This window comes from Ferrovibrio sp., from assembly GCF_002796975.1.
Classification (GTDB): Bacteria; Pseudomonadota; Alphaproteobacteria; order Ferrovibrionales; family Ferrovibrionaceae; genus Ferrovibrio.
Genome location: NZ_PEKV01000015.1, coordinates 97,850 through 117,262, shown reverse-complemented (window position 1 = coordinate 117,262; position 19,413 = coordinate 97,850). Strand labels below are relative to the sequence as shown.

The 19,413-nt window shown below is 63.3% G+C and carries 22 protein-coding genes; 12 read left to right on the top strand and 10 right to left on the bottom strand.

The genetic code is table 11. The features are described 5' to 3' along the window. Window positions 1-8: 8 nt before the first annotated feature. The 6 genes from CTR53_RS17635 to CTR53_RS17610 are packed head-to-tail and all read right to left on the bottom strand — an operon-like array spanning window position 9 to window position 4,461. The gene (locus CTR53_RS17635; RefSeq protein WP_290816520.1) at window positions 9-824 is read right to left on the bottom strand and encodes an alpha/beta hydrolase; all 816 of its coding nucleotides are present in this window, start codon (window positions 822-824) and stop codon (window positions 9-11) included. Beyond that, window positions 824-1,213 carry a hypothetical protein gene (locus CTR53_RS17630; RefSeq protein ID WP_290816518.1) on the bottom strand — a complete coding sequence of 130 codons (390 nt, stop codon included), beginning with the start codon at window positions 1,211-1,213 and terminating at the stop codon, window positions 824-826. Before CTR53_RS17630 ends, CTR53_RS17635 begins: the two co-directional genes overlap by 1 nt. Then, on the bottom strand, window positions 1,210-1,575 hold the full coding sequence (locus tag CTR53_RS17625) for a MaoC/PaaZ C-terminal domain-containing protein (RefSeq protein ID WP_290816515.1): 366 nt from the start codon (window positions 1,573-1,575) through the stop codon (window positions 1,210-1,212). Before CTR53_RS17625 ends, CTR53_RS17630 begins: the two co-directional genes overlap by 4 nt. Continuing rightward, on the bottom strand, window positions 1,572-3,065 hold the full coding sequence (locus CTR53_RS17620; protein WP_290816513.1) for an AMP-binding protein: 1,494 nt from the start codon (window positions 3,063-3,065) through the stop codon (window positions 1,572-1,574). The genes CTR53_RS17625 and CTR53_RS17620 overlap by 4 nt, the downstream gene beginning before the upstream one ends. 5 nt (window positions 3,066-3,070) lie before the next feature. Further along, window positions 3,071-3,826 carry an enoyl-CoA hydratase/isomerase family protein gene (locus CTR53_RS17615; RefSeq protein ID WP_290816511.1) on the bottom strand — a complete coding sequence of 252 codons (756 nt, stop codon included), beginning with the start codon at window positions 3,824-3,826 and terminating at the stop codon, window positions 3,071-3,073. Further along, entirely contained in the window at window positions 3,826-4,461 is a 636-nt protein-coding gene (locus tag CTR53_RS17610) for a TetR/AcrR family transcriptional regulator (protein WP_290816509.1), read from the bottom strand. Before CTR53_RS17610 ends, CTR53_RS17615 begins: the two co-directional genes overlap by 1 nt. Window positions 4,462-4,731: 270 nt before the next feature. Here CTR53_RS17610 and CTR53_RS17605 point away from each other — a divergent pair, with 270 nt between their 5' ends. From CTR53_RS17605 to CTR53_RS17570, 8 genes are all read left to right on the top strand, one after another. Next, window positions 4,732-5,931, top strand: a complete 1,200-nt coding sequence (locus tag CTR53_RS17605; RefSeq protein ID WP_290816507.1) for a substrate-binding domain-containing protein — start codon at window positions 4,732-4,734, stop codon at window positions 5,929-5,931. 56 nt (window positions 5,932-5,987) lie between these two features. Next, window positions 5,988-6,764 (top strand): ABC transporter ATP-binding protein, encoded by a 777-nt coding sequence (locus tag CTR53_RS17600; RefSeq protein WP_290816504.1) that lies wholly within the window; start codon window positions 5,988-5,990, stop codon window positions 6,762-6,764. After that, the gene (locus CTR53_RS17595; protein ID WP_290816499.1) at window positions 6,761-7,486 is read left to right on the top strand and encodes an ABC transporter ATP-binding protein; all 726 of its coding nucleotides are present in this window, start codon (window positions 6,761-6,763) and stop codon (window positions 7,484-7,486) included. Before CTR53_RS17600 ends, CTR53_RS17595 begins: the two co-directional genes overlap by 4 nt. Beyond that, complete coding sequence (locus tag CTR53_RS17590; protein WP_290816496.1) at window positions 7,483-8,502, top strand: branched-chain amino acid ABC transporter permease; 1,020 nt, start codon at window positions 7,483-7,485, stop codon at window positions 8,500-8,502. Before CTR53_RS17595 ends, CTR53_RS17590 begins: the two co-directional genes overlap by 4 nt. 11 nt (window positions 8,503-8,513) lie before the next feature. Continuing rightward, a complete protein-coding gene (locus CTR53_RS17585) occupies window positions 8,514-9,581 on the top strand; it encodes a branched-chain amino acid ABC transporter permease (RefSeq protein ID WP_290816492.1) in 1,068 nt (355 codons plus the stop codon). Next, window positions 9,578-10,420, top strand: a complete 843-nt coding sequence (locus CTR53_RS17580; RefSeq protein WP_290816489.1) for an alpha/beta hydrolase — start codon at window positions 9,578-9,580, stop codon at window positions 10,418-10,420. The genes CTR53_RS17585 and CTR53_RS17580 overlap by 4 nt, the downstream gene beginning before the upstream one ends. A gap of 42 nt (window positions 10,421-10,462) precedes the next feature. Beyond that, window positions 10,463-10,951 carry a Fur family transcriptional regulator gene (locus CTR53_RS17575; RefSeq protein ID WP_290816486.1) on the top strand — a complete coding sequence of 163 codons (489 nt, stop codon included), beginning with the start codon at window positions 10,463-10,465 and terminating at the stop codon, window positions 10,949-10,951. A 100-nt stretch (window positions 10,952-11,051) separates the two neighbouring features. Continuing rightward, window positions 11,052-11,522, top strand: a complete 471-nt coding sequence (locus CTR53_RS17570) for an aminoacyl-tRNA deacylase (RefSeq protein ID WP_290816483.1) — start codon at window positions 11,052-11,054, stop codon at window positions 11,520-11,522. Window positions 11,523-11,579: 57 nt separating this feature from the next. Here the strand turns inward: CTR53_RS17570 and CTR53_RS17565 are convergent, their stop codons facing one another. The 4 genes from CTR53_RS17565 to metC all read right to left on the bottom strand — a co-directional run bounded on the left by CTR53_RS17565 (window position 11,580) and on the right by metC (window position 15,064). Further along, window positions 11,580-11,855, bottom strand: coding sequence for a hypothetical protein (locus CTR53_RS17565; protein WP_290816480.1), 276 nt, complete (start codon window positions 11,853-11,855; stop codon window positions 11,580-11,582). A 404-nt stretch (window positions 11,856-12,259) separates the two neighbouring features. After that, a complete protein-coding gene (locus tag CTR53_RS17560) occupies window positions 12,260-13,015 on the bottom strand; it encodes an enoyl-CoA hydratase (RefSeq protein WP_290816477.1) in 756 nt (251 codons plus the stop codon). 13 nt (window positions 13,016-13,028) lie between these two features. Continuing rightward, entirely contained in the window at window positions 13,029-13,880 is an 852-nt protein-coding gene (locus tag CTR53_RS17555; RefSeq protein ID WP_290816474.1) for a GNAT family N-acetyltransferase, read from the bottom strand. Further along, on the bottom strand, window positions 13,880-15,064 hold the full coding sequence (gene metC, locus CTR53_RS17550) for a cystathionine beta-lyase (RefSeq protein WP_290816471.1): 1,185 nt from the start codon (window positions 15,062-15,064) through the stop codon (window positions 13,880-13,882). The genes CTR53_RS17555 and metC overlap by 1 nt, the downstream gene beginning before the upstream one ends. A gap of 111 nt (window positions 15,065-15,175) precedes the next feature. On the opposite strand from metC, the gene CTR53_RS17545 reads away from it, so the two are divergent. The 4 genes from CTR53_RS17545 to CTR53_RS17530 form a co-directional block, all read left to right on the top strand. Next, window positions 15,176-16,576, top strand: a complete 1,401-nt coding sequence (locus CTR53_RS17545) for a M20 family metallopeptidase (protein ID WP_290816468.1) — start codon at window positions 15,176-15,178, stop codon at window positions 16,574-16,576. 26 nt (window positions 16,577-16,602) lie between these two features. Then, on the top strand, window positions 16,603-17,073 hold the full coding sequence (locus tag CTR53_RS17540) for a YqaA family protein (RefSeq protein WP_290816464.1): 471 nt from the start codon (window positions 16,603-16,605) through the stop codon (window positions 17,071-17,073). 58 nt (window positions 17,074-17,131) lie between these two features. Beyond that, entirely contained in the window at window positions 17,132-18,151 is a 1,020-nt protein-coding gene (locus CTR53_RS17535; RefSeq protein WP_290816461.1) for an amino acid ABC transporter substrate-binding protein, read from the top strand. 87 nt (window positions 18,152-18,238) lie between these two features. Beyond that, window positions 18,239-19,413: amino acid ABC transporter permease (locus CTR53_RS17530; RefSeq protein WP_290816458.1), on the top strand; the 1,175-nt coding region annotated here is incomplete at its 3' end.

Here is a 19,413-nt window from a genome sequence, read left to right as displayed (position 1 = left end):
CGGAGGGATCACAGGGACTTGAATGACAGGGACGCGACGAAATCGACCAGTGTGCGGTTATAAGCTGCGGGGACTTCAAGATGCGGGCTGTGCCCGGCATTGTCGAAACAGCAACGGCGTGCGCCCGGAATGTTGGCCGCCATCCACTGACTGACGGCGGGCTCATACAATTGGCTCTCGCCGCCATGCAGGATCAGCACTGGGAGTGTCAGTGTAGGCAGCAGCGTACGATAATCCTGTTCGGCCATCGATTGCCAGAGGGCGGCCATGGCGGCACCGTCGTTGCGCGCGATCTCGGTCGAGATCCAGTCCCCGAACTTGGCCTCCGGCATATAGCTGCGGGCGAACAGTCGCGGCATGGCATTCTGACTGTAGCCGGCCCAGTCCTCGCGCATCGCCGTTACGGCGGCTGTACTCTGCGCGGAGTCGAAGCCGTTGCGAATGCCGAAGCGCCAGCCGGGTTCATTGGTGATCTTGACGGTCATATCCTCGATCACCAGTCCAGCAAGATCATTGCTGCCAAACTGAGAGATATAGTCGAGCGCCACCATGGCGCCCATCGACCAGCCGATCAGCACCGGCTTCTCCAACCCGCGCGCTTTGATCAACTTGTGCAGATCGGCGGCGAGGGCAGGGATGCTCAGCGCATCGGGCATGGCAGGGCTGTGTCGATGGCCTGGCAGATCAGGCATGACCAGTTGGAAGTCGCACGCCAGCGTCTCGACCTGCGGACCGAAGTAATCGCCATGGCTCGACCAGCCATGCAGGAAAACCAACGGCTGGCCGCGACCGGTTTCGGCCACATACATGGCACTCGGCATCATTACGCCCCGACATCCTTCGCCAGCACCAGGGCCCGGCCTCGGCAATAGATGGTGCCGCTTTCATCGCGGCAGGTAGTGGCCAGATCGACCAGATGCTTGTCGGGCCGCAGGCGCGTGATTTCGACGCGGGCGATCAACGGCACGCCGACTGGGGCTGGCTGCACGAACTGCAATTCCTGCTTCAGGTAGTTGGTGCCAAAACCGGGCAGCTCGACGCCCAGCAGATAGGAAAACAGTGCGCCGACCAGCGGCTCGGGCACGGAGTCCGGCGTGCCATCTGGAGCGTCAGCCAGTGTATGGAAGGCGACGATATCGTCCAGTGCATAGCTGCGGCGAGTTTCGGCATAGTCGCCGACGCGCATGCCCTTGTGGCTGACGGTGTCGCTCATGGCAGCGCAATCTCCGTCTGGCCGTCCAGGGTCAGTGCGCCATCGGTCACGCGCGTCACCTGGGTTGACAGCACGATCCGGCCGTCGGTGGCGGCGATCTCGTTCAGGGTAAAACGGTGCGGATCGTCGGCATAGGTCGGGTTGGGGAACATCAGGGTCTGGGTGACTTGGCGCGCACCAGGATAATGCTTCTGCACCAGACCCCAGAGCACCGTGTAGAGCAGCATGCCGTGACTGACCGTGCGGCCAAAGCGGGTGCGAGCCGAGAAATCCGGATCGACATGGATCGGGTTGTTGTCTCCACTGACCGCGGCAAAGGCGTTGAAGTCTGCCTGACTGAGGCTGCGGACCATGGAAATCATGACGGGCTCTCGGAAAAACGGCTACGCAGGATATGCTTCTGCACCTTGCCGGCGGCGGTGCGCGGGAAATCCTCGATGATGCGGATATGCTTCGGCACCTTGTAGGCGGCGAGGTTCTCGCGGCAATAGGCGCGCAGGGCCTCAGGATCGACACTGGCGCCGGGCTGCGGCAGCACATAGACGCAGCCGACTTCGCCCCATTTTTCGTCCGGCACACCGATCACGGCGCATTCCAGAATGCCCGGGAAGCGGTAGATCACGATCTCGACTTCGGCGGGATAGACATTCTCGCCACCGGAAATGAACATGTCCTTGATGCGGTCGACGATATAGTAGTAGCCGTCGCTGTCACGACGGGCGACATCGCCGGTGCGCAGCCAGCCATCCTTCGTGAAGGCGGCTTTTGTCGCGGCCTCGTTGTTCCAGTAGCCCGGCGTGACGCCGGGGCCGCGGATCTGCAATTCGCCGGCATGGTCGGCGGGCAGGGGGCAGTCGTGATCGTCGACCACGCGCACCTCGGCCAGGATCTGTGGCTTGCCGACCGAGCCGATCTTGACCTTGGTATGAGTGCGATCCATCAGGAATACGGTCGGGCCTGTTTCCGTCATGCCCATACCGTTGCAGACCAGCACGTCGCGTTTGGCGAATAGCTCAATCAGCGTGGCGGGCAGCGGCGCGCCGCCACAGCTCCAGCTGCGTACCCTGCTGAAATCGGCCCTCGCAAAATCCTTGTGCAGGCTGATCGCCTGATAGATCGCCGGCACGCCGAGGAAGGCCGTGCAGTCGCCGTTCTGCAGTGCCGCCATCACCGGATCTATCTCGAATTTCTTCAGCACCCGCACGCTGCCGCCGAAGATCAGCACCGGCAGGGTATGAAGATTGATGCCGGCGGTATGAAACAGCGGCAGGTAATTCAGCGTGGTGTCTTCCGAAGTCAGGTCGGTGGCCTGGCCGATGTTGATGGCATTGGCATAGGCCATGCCCGGCGTCTGGATCACCGCTTTCGGCTTGCCAGTCGTGCCCGAGGTGTAGAGCATGTACCAGATGCGATCCGACGGCCAAGCCGTGTCGAAGCTGCCGGGCGCGCTGGCGGCGACGGCCTGCTCGTAGTCGGCCAGCGACAGCAGCGGCAGATTCAACGCGGTGGCGACTGTCGCATTCTCGGCATCGTGGATCAGCAGCTTGGGCGCGGCATCCTGCGCCACTGGCAGCAGTTCCGGTGCGGGCTGGCGCCAGTTCAGCGGCACCAGGATGGCGCCGAGCTTGCCGCAGGCGAAGAGGATCTCGAAGAAGGCGGTCGTGTTGAGGCAGAGAATGGCGACGCGGTCGCCGCTGCCGATGCCCTGGACCTGCAACCAGGTGGCAAAACGACAGGCGCGCTCGTTCAGTTGGGCATAGGTGAGGCTGCGACCGGTCTCGACCTCGGTGAAGGCGATCTTGTTCGGCGTCAGCTCGGCGCGGCGGGCGGCGATGTCGAACACGGCCTGCATGGTGGTCAGGCGCCCCTGTTCAGGAAGCGGGTCATGCCGGCCTCGGTGTCTTCGCGGTCGATCAGATCGAGGAAGTTGCGCAACTCGGCTTCCAGTCCGGCAGCGCAGTCGTCGGCCAGCAAAGCCTTGGTACTGGCAACGCTGGCCGGCTGCATGGTTTTCAGCTTCTCCAGCCAGCCTTCGATGGTGGCATCCAGCGCATCGGCTTCGATACAGGCGGTGACAAGGCCGAGCTGCAGGGCTTCCTGCGCCGAGACGCGCTGGTTCAGCAGCTGGATTTCGCGGGCGCGCTGCGCACCAATGCGTGCCGGCAGCATGGCGGTCCAACCGCCATCTGGACTGAATCCGACCTGCGCGTAATAGGGCTGGATGAAGGCCTGCGGCGTGATCGCAGCCAGATCGCAGGCCAGCAGGAACCCTAGCGAACCACCCGTCAGCGGCCCGTGGATGCGGCCGATCACCGGTATCGGCAGATGCAGCAGAGCGAGGATCGCGTGATTCAGGCTGCCGACCAGGCCTTCAGCATACGTGCGGCGCTGACCGCGCGGCACGGCGTGGAAGCCGGCGACATCGCCGCCGGTGCTGAAACTGCGGCCGCTCGCCTGCAGTACCACGGCGCGGATAGTGCGATCGCCGGCAATGCGGTCGAGATCGGCATTCACGCTGTCGAGCAAGGCAGGGACGAGGCTGTTATGCCGCTCCGGCCGGTTCAGCGTCAGCCGCGCCACGCCGTCCGCGATATCCAGCAGCGTCGCCGACATCAGCGCGTGGCTTTCGCCGCAAGTCCGCCGGCAACCATGGCCGAGGCGACATCGACGATGGGATCGAGTGGCGCTTTCGGGTCCCACAGGCCATAGCGCTGGCCGAGGAAGACCGAGATGCCCATCAGCATCCAGGCGCGCACTTCTGTGGCGCTGTCATTTTTACCTGGAGTGATTTCACCGCGCTTTTCGGCGGCGGCCAGCGCGATGCGATAGGATTTGGCGAAGTCGGTGTAATACTGGCGATAGACCTTCTCGTCCACGAACTGCGATTCTTCCACCAGTTTGTAGAGATCGGGGTTGCGGCGCACGAAGTCGAGGAAGGCGCGCAGACCGAGGCGTTCAGCCTCGATACGATCTTTTGCTCCCGTCGTCGCCTCGGTCAGATGGTGGCGCAGCATGCGGCCCATATGCAGGACCAGTTCGCGCATCACGTCTTCCTTGCTGCGGAAGTAGATGTAGAAGGTGCCCTGCGCTACGCCGGCTTCGGCCGTGATCGTGGCGATGGAAGCCTCGGCAAAGCCACGCCGGCCGATCTCGCGCTGGGCGGCATCGAGAATCTTGCGGCGGGTCTGCTCGCCCCGGCCGGTCTTAGGCAGGGGCAGGGCGCGTTTCCTCTGGTTCATGTAGGCCATGAATCGCTTGTCATAATTCGTCCATCGGGACATTCCGCATGCGGTCCAGCTTCAGAGTGGCGGAATGCAGCTTGACGTCCCAGTGGCCGGACAGTACAAATCTATGAAACATGAATCAACTGTCATGTTTGTGGACCGTCCAGCGGGCGCGGTCCGCCAGCGGCACCGGGACCACTCGGGCCAAGCAGAGGGAGGAGCGAAAATGTCGCGCATGTCGCATGCAGTACTCGCGTCTCCGTCGCCATGCCCGCATCGCAAGGGAGAGACGACATGCAGCGCGTGATGAAGACCGCAGGCCTTGCCGCCGCACTGACCGCCGGTCTGGCGCTGTCGGCGCAGGCCGCCGACCTGAAGATCGCTTTGATCACCAGCAAGACCGGTCCGCTGGAGGCTTATGCCAAGCAGACCGAAACCGGTTTCATGATGGGCCTTGAGTATATGACCAAGGGCACCATGACCTGGCAGGGGCGCAAGATCCAGGTGATCACCAAGGACGACCAGCTGAAGCCCGATCTGGCCAAGTCGCTGCTGGAACAGGCTTATGCCGACGACAATGTCGACCTGGCCGTCGGCACCACCGGTTCGGGCGGCGCGCTCGCCATGCTGCCGGTCGCCGAGGAATACAAGAAGATCCTGATCGTCGAGCCCGCCGTGGCCGATGCGATTACCGGGGAAAAGTGGAACCGCTACATCTTCCGCACCGGCCGCAACTCGTCGCAGGATGCAATTGCCGGCGCCGCGTCCTTCCCGGCGAGCGGCGAGGTCAGCGTCGCCACGCTGGCGCAGGACTACGCCTTCGGTCGCGATGGCGTGAAGGCGATGAAGGATGCGCTCGCGCAGATCCGCCCGAACGTCAAGATCGTGTTCGAGGAATACGCACCGCAGCAGACCACCGATTTCACGGCTTCGGCCCAGCGCATGTTCGACGCGCTGAAGGACAAGCCGGGCAAGCGCGTGATCGCCGTGATCTGGGCCGGCCCGCATCCGCTGCCCAAGATCGCCGATCTGAAGCCGGAACGCTTCAACATCGAGATCGCGCCGGGTGGCAACATCCTGCCCGTGATGAAGGGCTACAAGCCCTATCCGGGCATGGAAGGCGCCGTCTATTACTACCATGATTTCCCGAAGAACCCGGTCAATGACTGGTTCGTGGCCGAGCACAAGAAGCGCAATAACGGCAATCCGCCGGACTTCTTCACTGCCGGTGGCTTCGCCGCTGCCTCGGCCGCGCTCACCGCCGTACAGAAGGCGGGCGGCACCAATACCGAGAAGCTGATCGCCGCCATGGAAGGCATGGTCTTCGACACGCCGAAGGGCACGATGCTGTTCCGCAAGGAAGACCATCAGGCCCTGCAGCAGATGTACCACTTCAAGGTCAAGAAGAACGGCAAGGACGACAACGACCTTCTGGAACTGGTGCAGACCATCCAGGAATCGGCCATGCCGCTGCCGATCCGCAACAAGCGCTGATCTGAAACCGCCGCCGGGGTGCTTGCATCCCGGCGGCATTTCTTTATCCGAGAGACATGTCCGCCACGCCGACCTTAGAGACCCGCGACCTGACGATCCGCTTCGGCGGGCATATCGCGGTCAATGCCGTGAGCTGCGCCTTCCAGCCCGGCACGCTGACCGCCATCGTCGGTCCCAATGGTGCCGGCAAGACCACCTATTTCAACCTGATCTCCGGCCAGCTGCGCGCCACCTCCGGCCAGGTGCTGCTGCGCGGCGCGGATGTCACCGGGCTGACGGCCTCGGCCCGCACCAAGCAGGGCATGGGGCGTGCGTTTCAGCTCACCAACCTGTTCCCCAACCTGACCGTGATGGAAAATGTGCGGCTTGCCGTGCAGAGCCGTGCCGGTGCGGGCCTGCAGCTGTTGCAGCTCTGGAGCCATCGCCGCGACCTGATCGAAAAGGCCGACGGCCTGCTCGACTCTGTCCGTTTGCTCGACAAGCGCGATGCCACCGCCGGCGCTTTGCCGCATGGCGATCAGCGCAAGCTGGAAGTCGCGCTGCTGCTGGCGCTGGAGCCTGATATCTTCATGTTCGACGAGCCGACCGCGGGTATGTCGGTGGATGAAGTGCCGACCATTCTCGACCTGATCCACAGCATCAAGGCGCGCGGCGACAAGACCGTGCTGCTGGTTGAACACAAGATGGACGTGGTGCGCAGTCTGGCCGACCGCATCATTGTTCTGCACAACGGTCAGCTGGTGGCCGATGGCGAACCCGCCGCCGTGATCGCCTCGCCGGTGGTGCAGCAGGCCTATCTCGGCCTGCCGGCTGACGGGAGTGCCGCCGCATGAGCGACAACCTGCTCAACCTGCAAGGCGTGCAGACCCATATCGGCCAGTATCACATTCTGCATGGCGTCGATCTGGCGATCCCGCGCGGCCAGCTCACCATGCTGCTCGGCCGCAACGGCGCCGGCAAGACCACCACCCTGCGTACCATCATGGGCCTGTGGCAGGCCAGCCAGGGCAGCATCACCTTCGATGGCCGCGACATCACCAAACTGCCGACGCCGGAGATCGCGCAAGCAGGCATTGCCTACGTACCTGAGAATATGGCGATCTTCGCCGATCTCACGGTGCGCGAGAACCTGATCCTGGCGGCGCGCAACGGCGACCTCGATCCGGCGCGCCTGAAATGGATCTTCGGCCTGTTCCCGGCGCTGGAGAAATTCTGGTCGCTGGCAGCCGGCGTGCTGTCGGGCGGGCAGAAGCAGATGCTGGCGATTGCCCGCGCCATCGTCGAGCCGCGCGACCTGCTGCTGATCGACGAACCGACCAAGGGCCTCGCGCCTGCGATCATCATGAACATGGTGCAGGCCTTCAAGGAGCTGAAATCCACCGGCGCCACGATCCTGCTGGTGGAGCAGAATTTCCTCGCCGCCAAGCTGCTCGGCGATCATGTCGCAGTGATGGATGACGGTCGCGTCGTGCATCGTGGCGCGATGGCCGAACTGGCCGGGGATGCCGCCCTGCAGCAGAAGCTGCTGGGCCTGAGTATGGATGCGCATCAATGACCGCCGTTGCCGGGAACACCGCCTCCACCACGCTGCCCAAGGTGCGCGTCGACTACCTGCCGGTGCTGCTGGTGCCGATCCTGATGCTGGTGGCGCTGCCGCTGGTCGGCAGCTTCTCCACCTGGGTCACGCTCACCGTGGCGGCACTTGCCATGGGCATGATGATCTTCCTGATGGCTTCGGGCCTCACGCTGGTCTTCGGCCTGATGGACGTGCTGAATTTCGGCCATGGCGTGTTCATCTCGTTCGGCGCCTATGTCAGCCTCATTGCACTCGGTCCGCTCGCCGGCTGGGTCGAAAGCACGAATCTCTGGCTCAATGTCGGTGCGCTGCTGGCCTGCATTCTGGTTGCCATGCTGGTGACCGGCGCGCTGGGCTATGCCTTCGAGCGCGTGGTGATCCGGCCGGTCTATGGCCAGCATCTCAAGCAGATCCTGATCACCATGGGCGGCATGATCGTAGCCGAACAGATGATCCATGTGATCTGGGGTGCCAGCCCGATCCCGCTGCGCCTGCCAGAGGGCCTGCGCGGCGCCATCGTGATCGGCGACGCAGCGATGGAGAAATACCGCGTGATCGCCGTGGTGCTGGGCCTGCTGGTCTTCGGCGTCATGCACCTGATCCTGAACCGTACCAAGCTCGGGCTTCTCATTCGCGCCGGTGTCGAGAACGCCGAAATGGTCGAGGCGCTGGGCTACAGGATCCGCCGGCTGTTCGTCGGTGTGTTCATCGCCGGGTCGGCGCTGGCCGGCCTCGGCGGCGTGCTCTGGGCCTTCTATCGCCAGACGCTGACCGCCGGCATGGGCATGGAAGTCAACGTGCTGATCTTCATCGTCATCATCATCGGCGGCCTGGGCTCGGTCGGCGGCTGCTTCATCGGCGCCATTCTGGTTGCGCTGGTCGCCAACTACACCGGATTCCTGGCGCCCAAGCTGGCGCTCGGCAGCAGCATCCTGCTGATGGTGCTGATCCTGCTGTGGCGGCCACAGGGCCTCTATCCCGTGGCCAAGCGGTAAGGGGGGCGAGCATGCTCAACAGTATCCTCTCCGGCGACTATCCGCGCTCCCGCCCGCTCGCCATTCTGCTGGGGCTGGTGCTGATCGGGCTCGCCTTCGCGCCATTTCTCTTTCCGGGCAGCCAGCCGCTCAATGTGGCAGCGAAGATCTGCGTCTTCGTCATCCTGGTGGCCAGCTACGATCTGCTGCTCGGCTATACCGGCATCGTGTCCTTTGCCCATACGATGTTCTATGGCATCGGCGGCTATGGCGTGGCCATTGCCATGTACAATTTCAGCGCCACCTGGCCGGCGCTCGGCATCGGCATTGTCATCGCGCTGATACTGGCGATCCTGCTGGCGCTGCTGATCGGGCTTTTCTCGCTGCGGGTGCGCGCGATCTTCTTTGCCATGATCACTCTGGCGGTGGCGTCTGCCTTCGCCATCCTGGCGTCGCAGCTTAACGAGATCACCGGCGGTGAGGACGGTCGCAGCTACCGGATTCCGGAAATGCTGCGGCCGGCCTTCCGGCTGTTCGACGACCCGGTGCTGGGCGTCAACATCAACGGCCGGATTCTCACCTACTATCTGATCTTCTTCTCGGCCCTGTTCCTGTTCCTGCTGGCTTTGCGCGTGGTCAACTCGCCTTTCGGCCGCGTGTTGCAGGCGATCCGCGAAAACGATTTCCGCGCCGAGGCGCTGGGCTATCGTGTGGTGGTGTATCGTTCGATCGCCAACTGCCTGTCGGCCGGCATGGCCACGCTGGCCGGCGTGCTGATGGCGCTGTGGCTGCGCTATACCGGGCCGGATACGACACTCAGCTTCGCCATCATGATCGACATTCTGCTGATGGTCGTGATCGGCGGCATGGGCACGTTGTATGGCGCGGTTCTGGGTGCGGCGATCTTCATCCTGGCACAGAATTACCTGCAGGTGCTGATGGGCCAGTTCAGCGGCATGCTGGAAAGCGCCGGCATCCCGCTGCTGCCGAACCTGTTCCATGCCGACCGCTGGCTGCTCTGGCTCGGCATCCTGTTCGTGCTCAGCGTCTATTTCTTCCCGGTCGGCATCGTCGGCAAACTGCGGCAGCTGCGCAAATGAATCCCGTCTCACGTTACCTGACACTGGCTGGCCGTAGCGTCCGTATCCTCGACTGGGGCAGGGCGGATGCACCTGCTGTCATCCTGTGGCACGGCTTTGCCCGCAATGCGCATGACTTCGACGATCTGGCCGCCGCGCTCTGCAACCGCTATCGCCTGCTGTCGATCGATACCATCGGTCGTGGCCTGAGCGAATGGAGCCCGGAACCTGACGCGGAATACACTGTGCCTTTCTATGCGCGGCAGGCCGTTGAGCTGTTCACGCAGCTGGAACTGACAACCGCGCGCTGGGTCGGCACCTCGATGGGCGGCCTGATCGGCATGGCGGTGGCGGCCACGGCGCTGAAAGACCGCATCAGCCATCTGATTCTCAACGATGTCGGCCCCGCCATCGCGCCCGGCGCGGTCAGCCGCATCCTGACTTACGCCGGATCGCCGCCGACCTTCGCCAGCCTGCCGGAACTGGAACAGTATTTCCGCACCATCTATGCACCTTTCGGGATCGCGAGTGACGCCGGCTGGCGCAAGCTGGCGGAAACCTCGGCACGCCGTCTGCCCGATGGCCGGCTGACGCCGCATTACGATCCGCAGATCGCCGCCGTGCTGGGGCGCCAGGCTGCGACGGCGACCGGCGATGCCTGGCCGCTCTACGATCAGATCGCGGCGAAAACCCTGCTGCTGCGCGGTGCGGTGTCCGATCTGCTGGCCGAAGAGACGGCCGCCGAGATGACCCGGCGCGGCCCGAAAGCGCGCCGGATCGATATTCCCGGCGTGGGCCATGCCCCGGCTCTGGATACGGCCGAACAGATCGCGCTGATCGCGCAATTTCTCGCGGAATAGCAGGCATTGGCGGTCCGGTGGGGCCGCCCTATAATGGCTGCCATGTCCAGCCACGCCCATCAGCAGTCTCACAGCCATGGCCACGACCACACCGTCTGCATCGCCGACGCGCTGGCGGCGGCCGAGAGCCATTGCCATGCCACCGGTGCAAAACTGACGCCGATCCGCCGTCGCGTGCTGGAACTGATCTGGCAGAGCCACAAACCCGCCGGTGCCTACGATCTGCTGGCGCAGCTTGGCGGTGACGGCCAGAAGGTGGCGCCGCCCACGGTCTACCGGGCGCTGGATTTCCTGGTGGAACAGGGGCTGGTGCATCGGGTTGAAAGCCTGAATGCGTTTATCGGCTGCACCGAACCGGGCCATGCCGTGCAGCAGGAAATTTTCATTTGCCGCCAGTGCGGCGTGGCCACCGAGATCAACGATCCGGAACTGGGCAACCGTATCCAGCAGGATGCACGCGCGCTTGGTTTCCAGGTCGAACGCCAGACCATCGAAGTGGTCGGCGTCTGCCGCGATTGCCGCGCGTTGTAATTGCGCGTTCTGCCACGGAAAATTCCGGTCTCCATTTTGTCATTATGCCGGCCGGCATGATGGCGATAGCCTGTACAGACCCTAGCCAGAGGAGGGTGTCATGGCACTTGCAAACAGCCTGCAGCAATATCTTGAGCGGGAATCCGTTCCTTATAAACTTGTCGAACATGCCAGCGTGGCGACGATGCGTGAGGCGGCCCATTGCGCGGGCCTGCCGGAAGCCTGTGTGGTGAAGGCTGTTCTGCTGGAGGACGACGACGGCTTCATGCTGGCTGCGGTTCCGGCGTCCTGCGATGTCGAACTGGCCAAACTGTCGAAGGCCGTGAAGCGGCCGGTCGGTCTGGCCAGCGAAAGTGACATCATGACGCTGTTCACCGATTGCGCCCGCGGCGCCCTGCCGCCGCTGGGCGATGCCTATGGCGTGGAGGTGGTGATCGACCGCCGTCTCGACGCGATGGCGGATCTCTATTTCGAGGGCGGCGATCACTGCACGCTGGTGCATGTGAAAGGCGAGGATTTCCGTCGCCTGATGCCGGAAGCAAGACACGCCCGTATCAGCGTCGCGCATTGAATCGAAAGGCCCGCCAGCGGAAACTGGCGGGCCTTTTTCACTCACGACTGGGCGTCGTCAGTGTTTCTGCTGGCGGTCGCCGTCGATTTCGCCTGGCTTGCGGCCCGGCTGGACACCACGGCCGTCGCCGTCTGTATCCTTGCCGACAGAACTGCCTGACTGCTGCTTGCCAGACTGGGCTTTTCGCTGGCGATCGCCGTCGACGTCGCCGGCCACATGACCCGGCTGAACCACCCGGCCATCGCCGTCGGTGTCCTTGCCGACATCGCGGTTGCCGCCAGCGATGGGCGGCTGCTTCTGTGTATCTGCCTGTCTCGGATTGCGGTTCGGCATGATCGGCCTCCTTCGGGTTGGCTCATCTCAACCCATGGCAGGCGGCGATGTTCCGATAGCGCAGCCAGCCTGAAATATGGCGGTCGGGAGGTGGATATCTCCTTGAGGCCGGATGGCTGTATGTGTTATTATTCCTATAAAGGGAACATCTGTTCGAATGCCCTGGTATGCGAACAGGCACGACTATCGACGCAATGCCGCCGCTCTTGGACATCGTGGAGAAGAAAATCAATACCTTGGCACACAGCACCAAGGGTTTATGCGGGATTCAACGGGACGGAACGGGCCGAAACTGGCTCTAACAGGACGAAACTGGCTCAAACAGGACGGAACTGGCCTTGAATGGGACGCAACAGGCTCGAACAGGACGAAACAGGCTGGTGCCTGCGTGAGATAGGCTTGGCCTAACTGAACTTGGGCGGACGCTTCTCGAAGAAGGCGGTTATCGCCTCGCGCGCCTCGGCCGATTTCAGCTGGCTGCGGAAATGCTCGCCCTCCTGCGCCATCTGGCCGGCCACATCGCCCTTGGTCCGCTTCAGCAGCTGCTTGGTCAGGCGCATGGCGGTCGGCGGTTTGGTGGCAAGTTTCTGCGCCACGGCGGTGGCTTCGGCCAGCAGTTTGTCGTCCGGATAGATGGCATTGACGATGCCGTAGTCTTTCGCGGTGGCCGGCGTGAAGGCCTCGCCCAGCAGGAGGAGTTCGGCAGCGCGGTGATGGCCGACCATGGCCGGCAGCAGGAGCGACGACGCCGCTTCCGGCACCAGCGCCAGGTTGACGAAGGGCAGGGAGAGTTTGGCGCTCTCGCCGGCATAGACCAGATCGCAATGCAGCAGCATCGTGGTGCCGACGCCGACCGCCACGCCGCTGACCGCAGCGATCATCGGCTTCGACGCCGTGCTGATGGCGCGCAGGAAACGGAACACCGGCGTGTTGTCGCCCTGCGGCGGGTTGTTGAGGAAATCCTGCAGGTCGTTGCCCGATGTGAAGGCGCCGCCATTGCCGGTGAACAGGATCACGCGCACGGCCGGGTCGGTATCGGCGGCCTCCAGCGCATCGGCCAGCGTGGCATACATCGCCGAGGTCAGCGCATTCTTCTTGTCGGGCCGGTTGAAGGTGATGGTCAGGATGCCATCGGCCTGCGTGGTGAGAATATCGCTCATGGTGTTCGCTCCCCTAGTCGGCGAACAACAGGATGGCATAGTCCCCGATATGGGTGAAGCCCAACGCAGCGTAAGTCGTCTGCGCTGCAGCATTCTCGCGGTCGGTGAACAGGATGGCAGTTGTCGCGCCGGCCTTGCGGACATGGTCCAGCGCGCCGGCGACGACAGACCTCGCGTAGCGGCGGCTGCGCCATTCCGGCGGCGTCCAGACATTGCCGAGTTGCACGGCATCAGGCAGGCGGGCATTGAAACTGCATCCCGAGACCGGCCGACCGTCATCCAGCAGCAAAAACTGGTCGCCCCCGGCGACCCAGCATTCGACATCGCTGCGGTTTTGCCGCAACGAAGCCTGCGACGGTGTGTCGCCCAGGGTTTCCTGCGTCATGGCATCGCGCCATTCGCTCAGCAGGTCGACATCGTCGGCGGTCGCCACGCGCCAGGTGAGTTTCTGATGGGGCAGCGGCGCCGGCTGCTGCAGATCTTGCAACGGCAGGGACATCAGGATTTCGCGCGAGCGCAGCTTCAGATGCCTGTCGCCAAGTCCGAGCGCATCCTGCGCATCGAGTGATTGCTGCCACGGTCCGAGGATGCCGTTGACGCGACGGTCACCGACAGCAATGCGGGAAACCTCGGCGACATGGCCCGGTGCATGAAGAATCAGGTTGCCATTCCAGTACAGGGCTGCGGCGCCGATGATGCGATCGCCCTCGAAAGCCGCGGCATAGCGACCCTGACAGGGCTGATCGCCATCGACGATCCCGCTGCGCCGCAGGTTACCGCGCAGCAGCATGGTTTGTGCGACATGCGCCGCCAGGAAGGCTTGCAGCGCCGGCGCATCGGCCGGCGACAGCAGGCGGATGTCCATTACCCCTGCGCCTTGTTCAGTCGCTCGAAGCCAGCCTTCAGGTCGTCCATCAGGTCGCCCACGTCTTCCAGGCCGATATGCAGGCGGATCAGCGTGCCGTGACCTTCCCATGCCTCGGCGCTGCGCACATTCTTGATGCTGGGCACCGACACCAGGCTCTCATAACCGCCCCAAGAATAGCCGATGCCGAAATATTCCAGATGATCGACGAACTCGGCCACCGCCGCATCGCTGTATTTCTTCTGCAGTTCAAATGCAAACAGTCCGCAGGCGCCAAGGAAGTCGCGTTTCCACAAGGCGTGGCCGGGATCCTGCGGCAGACCGGGATGACGCACGCTGGTGACTTCGTCGCGACCGCGCAGCCAGTCAGCCACTTTCAGGGCGCTTTCCATATGACGGGGCAGGCGGACAGCCATCGTGCGGATGCCGCGCAGACCGAGATAGACTTCGTCAGGTCCGGCATTGGCGCCGATGGTGCGGGCCGTATCGCGCAGGGCCGGCCAGCATTCCTTGTTGGCGATCACGATGCCCAGCATCGCATCGGAATGGCCGACGATGTATTTCGTCGCCGCATGCACCGAGAGATCGACGCCATGACTAAAGCTCTTGAAGTAGAGCGATGTGCCCCAGGTGTTGTCCATCGCCAGCTTGGCGCCATGCTTGTGCGTGATCTCGGCAATCGCCGGCACGTCCAGCATCTCGAAGGTCAGCGAGCCCGGCGATTCAACGAAGACCAGCGAGGTATTGGGCCGGAACAGGGCGCGGAACGAGGCCGGATCGATTGAGGTCTTGAAGTATTCGGTCTCGACGCCCAGCCGTTTCAGTACCGTGTCGCAGAACTGCCGCGACGGACCGTAGATGTTGTCGATGACGAGGATATGGTCGCTGGATTTCACCACGCTCAGGATCGCGCCGGAGCAGGCGGCGGCGCCCGAGGGGTAGGCCATGGCGCGATAACCGCCTTCCAGTTCCGCCACGGTATTCTCGAAGGCATAGGTCAGCGGCGTGCCGACGCGGCCGTAGGTGGTGACCTGCTTGTCCTGCGCACGGTCGGAATAGGATTCCGCCAGCGCCTTCAGGCTCGGCTGCAGGATGGTCGAGGCGCGATAGACCGGGATATTGACGGCGCCGTTATGGCCCTCGGGATCGCGGCCCAATACGGCAAGCTTGGTTTCGTCTTTCATGGCGGGCTCCAATCTGGAACCCGACTATTGCAAAGCGCTCCGCCAAAGAGAAGACTTCGCCCAGGAGAGTTGTGTGTTTCCCGCATCAGCGGGATTTCCGGAGACCAGTCGATGACCCGCGCCGCCGCCATTCATGCCGCCACCGCCTATCTTGATGACGGCGGTTTCTTTGCCGATCTCAGCCGCCGCGTCGCCATCCCGACCGAAAGCCAGAATCCTGATCGTGCCGGTGCGCTGGCCGACTATCTGGAAAAGGAAATGCGCGGCAGCCTGGAGGCGCTTGGTTTCCAGTGCAGCGTGCATCCCAATCCCTCGCCGAAGGGCGGCCCTTTCCTGGTGGCGATCCGTCGCGAGGCCGGCGCTACGAAGACGCTGTTCTCCTATGGTCATGGCGATGTGATCCGCGGCCAGGATGCGCAATGGCGCAGCGGCCTGTCGCCCTGGCAGATCGTGCAGGAAGGCGAGAAGCTCTACGGCCGCGGTACCGCCGACAACAAGGGCCAGCATACCGTCAACATCGCGGCGCTCGCCGCCGTATTGAAAGCGCGTAACGGCAAGCTCGGTTTCGATGTCGTGCTGCTGATTGAAACCGGCGAGGAAGTCGGTTCACCCGGCCTCGATGCCTTCTGCAAGGCGCAGAAGGACCGCTGGAACGCCAATCTTTTCCTGGCTTCGGACGGGCCGCGCCTGTCGCCGGAACGGCCGACGCTGTATTGCGGCGCCCGCGGTGCGCTGAATTTCGACCTCACCGTCAACCTGCGCGAAGGTGCGCATCACTCGGGTAACTGGGGCGGTCTGCTGGCCGACCCCGGCATTATTCTCGCGCATGCCATCGCCAGTATCGCAGGCCCGACCGGCCAGATCCGCATTCCCGAATGGGTGCCCAAGGAACTGCCGGCCGGCGTGAAGCGCGCACTGGCGGATTGCGAAGTCGGCGGCGGCAGCGATGGCCCCCGCATCGACACCTGGTGGGGCGAGCCGGGGCTGACGCCGGCCGAGCGCGTTTACGGCTGGTGCAGTTTCGATGTGCTGGCCTTCAAGACCGGCAATCCGGAATTCCCGGTCAACGCGATTCCGGGCATCGCCACGGCGCATTGCCAGATCCGTTTTGTCGTCGGGCCTGACTCGACACAGTTCCTGCCAGCGCTACGCCGGCATCTCGACCGCCACGGTTTCCCGCAGGTGGAGGTGAAGCAGGCGCGGGCGGACATCTTCACCGCCACGCGGCTCGATCCCGACCATCCCTATGTGAATTTCGCGCTCGCCTCGGTCGAGAAGACGATGGGTCGCCGGCCGGCGCTGCTGCCCAATCTGGGCGGCTCGCTGCCCAACGAGGTGTTCGCTGAAACGCTTGGCCTGCCCACGGTGTGGATGCCGCACTCCTATGCCGCCTGTTCGCAGCATGCGCCGAACGAGCACATCCTGCTGCCGGTGATGCGCGAGGGGCTGGCGATGATGGCGGGCCTGCTCTGGGATCTCGGCGATCCGGATGCCACAGTTTTTCCGTCGTAGGATAACCGCATTCACAGTCTGACGCCGTGATAGAACAGGCATTCACACAGGCCGGGACGCTCGGCGGCCTGTTTCTGTGGTCGTTCCTCGCGTCCACGCTGATTCCGCTCTCGTCGGAAGTGGCGTTGTCGGCCGCCCGTGCAATGGACGCGGCGCCGCCGCTAATTCTTTTTGCCGTGGCGACAAGCGGCAATGTGTGCGGTGCAGTAATTAACTGGCTGCTGGGCGCCTGGTGCCTGCGATTTCAGCACAAACGCTGGTTTCCGATCACCGTAGTGCAGATGCAGCAAGCCCAGGGCCGGTTTCGCCGCTGGGGCGCATGGGCGCTGCTTTTCTCTTGGATTCCGCTGATCGGTGACCCTCTGACTTTCGCTGCGGGGGCGCTGCGCTATCCATTGGCCCGATTTTTGATAGTGGTCACCATCGGCAAGGCGGCCCGTTACGCGGCTGTCCTGTGGATAACTGAGCTTGTCTTGCCGATTTTTACAGCGTCGTGATAATTTTAGTCAGTTCTGCTCAAGGTGGAACCAGTCACAACAGGGAAGGGTAATACCAATGAAACTTCTTGCAACGGCCGCTGCCGCAGCGGCGCTCGTGTTCGTCGCACAGGGCGCTCAGGCTGGCGCCACCTTCGATGCGGTCAAGGCGAAGGGCTTTGTCCAATGCGGTATGAACGGCAGCGTCGGCGGTTTCGGTGCGCCGGACACCAAGGGCGAAATGAAGGGCATCGACGTCGATCTTTGCCGTGCCGTCGCCGCCGCCATGTTCGGCGATGCCAACAAGGTCAAGCACACCCCGCTGACCGCGCAGCAGCGCTTCACCGCTCTGCAGTCGGGTGAAGTCGACCTGCTCGCCCGCAACACCACGCAGACCCTGACCCGCGACGCGTCGCTGGGCCTGATCGGCGCCGGTGTGAACTACTACGACGGCCAGGGCTTCATCGTGACCAAGAAGCTTGGCGTGAAGAGCGCCAAGGAACTGAACGGCGCCACCGTTTGCGTGCAGCCGGGCACCACGACCGAACTGAACCTTGCCGATTACTTCCGCGCCAACAAGCTGACCTTCAAGCCGGTCGTGATCGAGAAGCTCGATGAAGTGGTGGGCGCCTATGCGGCCGGCCGCTGCGACGTCTATACCACCGACATCTCGGGCCTCGCCTCAACCCGCGCGACCCAGCTGCCGAATCCGGACGATCACGTGATCCTGCCGGAAGTGATCTCGAAGGAGCCGCTCGGCCCGATGGTCCGCCAGGGCGACGATACCTGGCTGGTCGTGGTCCGCTGGGCTCTCAATGCCATGATCGAGGCCGAGGAATACGGCATCACGTCGAAGAATGTCGATGAGATGCTCAAGAGCGACAATCCGAACGTCAAGCGCATCCTGGGTGTCACCCCGGGTGCCGGCAAGGCGCTCGGGCTCGACGAGAAGTGGGCCTACAACATCATCAAGCAGGTCGGTAACTACGGCGAAAGCTTCGAGCGCAACGTCGGCAAGGGCAGCGCCCTGAAGCTGGATCGCGGCGTGAACGCGCTGTGGACCCAGGGCGGCCTGATGTACGCCTGGCCGATCCGCTAAGACGTAAGGCGTGGCTGGCGGTGTACAGGGCACCGCCAGCCATCGCTTCCCGACGCGTATTCAGTTTCTCTCAGCCATGGGGGGCACATGGCAGATCCTCGAGTAAACGGCGCGCAGTCCGCGCCGCCGCGGCGTCTGAGTTGGAATGATCCGGACGTCCGTTCCGTCGTCTATCAGGTCGTTGCCGTTGCGCTGGTAGGTATCATCGGCTGGTTCCTCGTCAGCAACACGCTGCACAACCTTTCCATCCGCAATATCTCGACCGGCTTTGACTTTCTGGGCCGCGAGTCAGGTTTCGCCATCGGCGAATCGCCGATCGCATACGGGCCGGAGAATACCTACGCCCGCGCCGTTCTGGTCGGCATCCTGAACACCATCCGCGTGGCGGTCGTCGGAGTTATTCTCGCCACCATTATCGGCACGATCGTCGGCATCGCGCGCCTGTCGAAGAACTGGCTGATCGCCAAGCTTTCGATGATCTATGTCGAGGTGATCCGCAACGTCCCGCTGCTGCTGCAGTTGTTCTTCTGGTACGCCATCATCACCGAAACGCTGCCGGGGCCGCGCCAGGCGTTGAACGTCATGCCCGGCGTGTTCATGTCGAACCGCGGCGTCAAGGTGCCGGCACCGACCGATCACTTCGCCTTCGACCTTGCGGCCATCGGTTTCATGCTGGCCTTCGTGCTGATCTTCATCATGGTCAACCTGGCCAGGCGGCGGCAGGACGCCACCGGCAAGGCCTTCCCGGTCTATCGTGGCGGCATCCTGCTGCTGATCGGCATGCCGGTGCTCGGCTGGCTGATCGGCGGCGCGCCCTGGGAACTCGATGTGCCGAAGCTGCAGGGCTTCAACTTTGTCGGTGGCGCCACGCTGTCGCCGGAATTCGCCGCGCTGCTGTTCGGTCTCGTGCTCTATACGGCGGGCTTCATTGCGGAAGTGGTGCGTTCCGGCATCCAGGCGGTCAACTACGGCCAATGGGAAGCGGCGAGTGCTCTGGGCCTCAGTCGCAGCCAGACGCTGCGTCTGATTGTGCTGCCCCAGTCGCTGCGCGTGATCATCCCGCCGATGACCAGCCAGTATCTGAACCTGACCAAGAACAGCTCGCTGGCGGTCGCGATCGGTTATCCCGATATCGTCTCGATTGCCAATACGACGCTGAACCAGACCGGTCAGGCCATTGAAGGCATCATGATCATCATGGCGGTGTATCTCAGCATCAGCCTGTCGATCTCGGTCTTCATGAACTGGTACAACAAGCATAT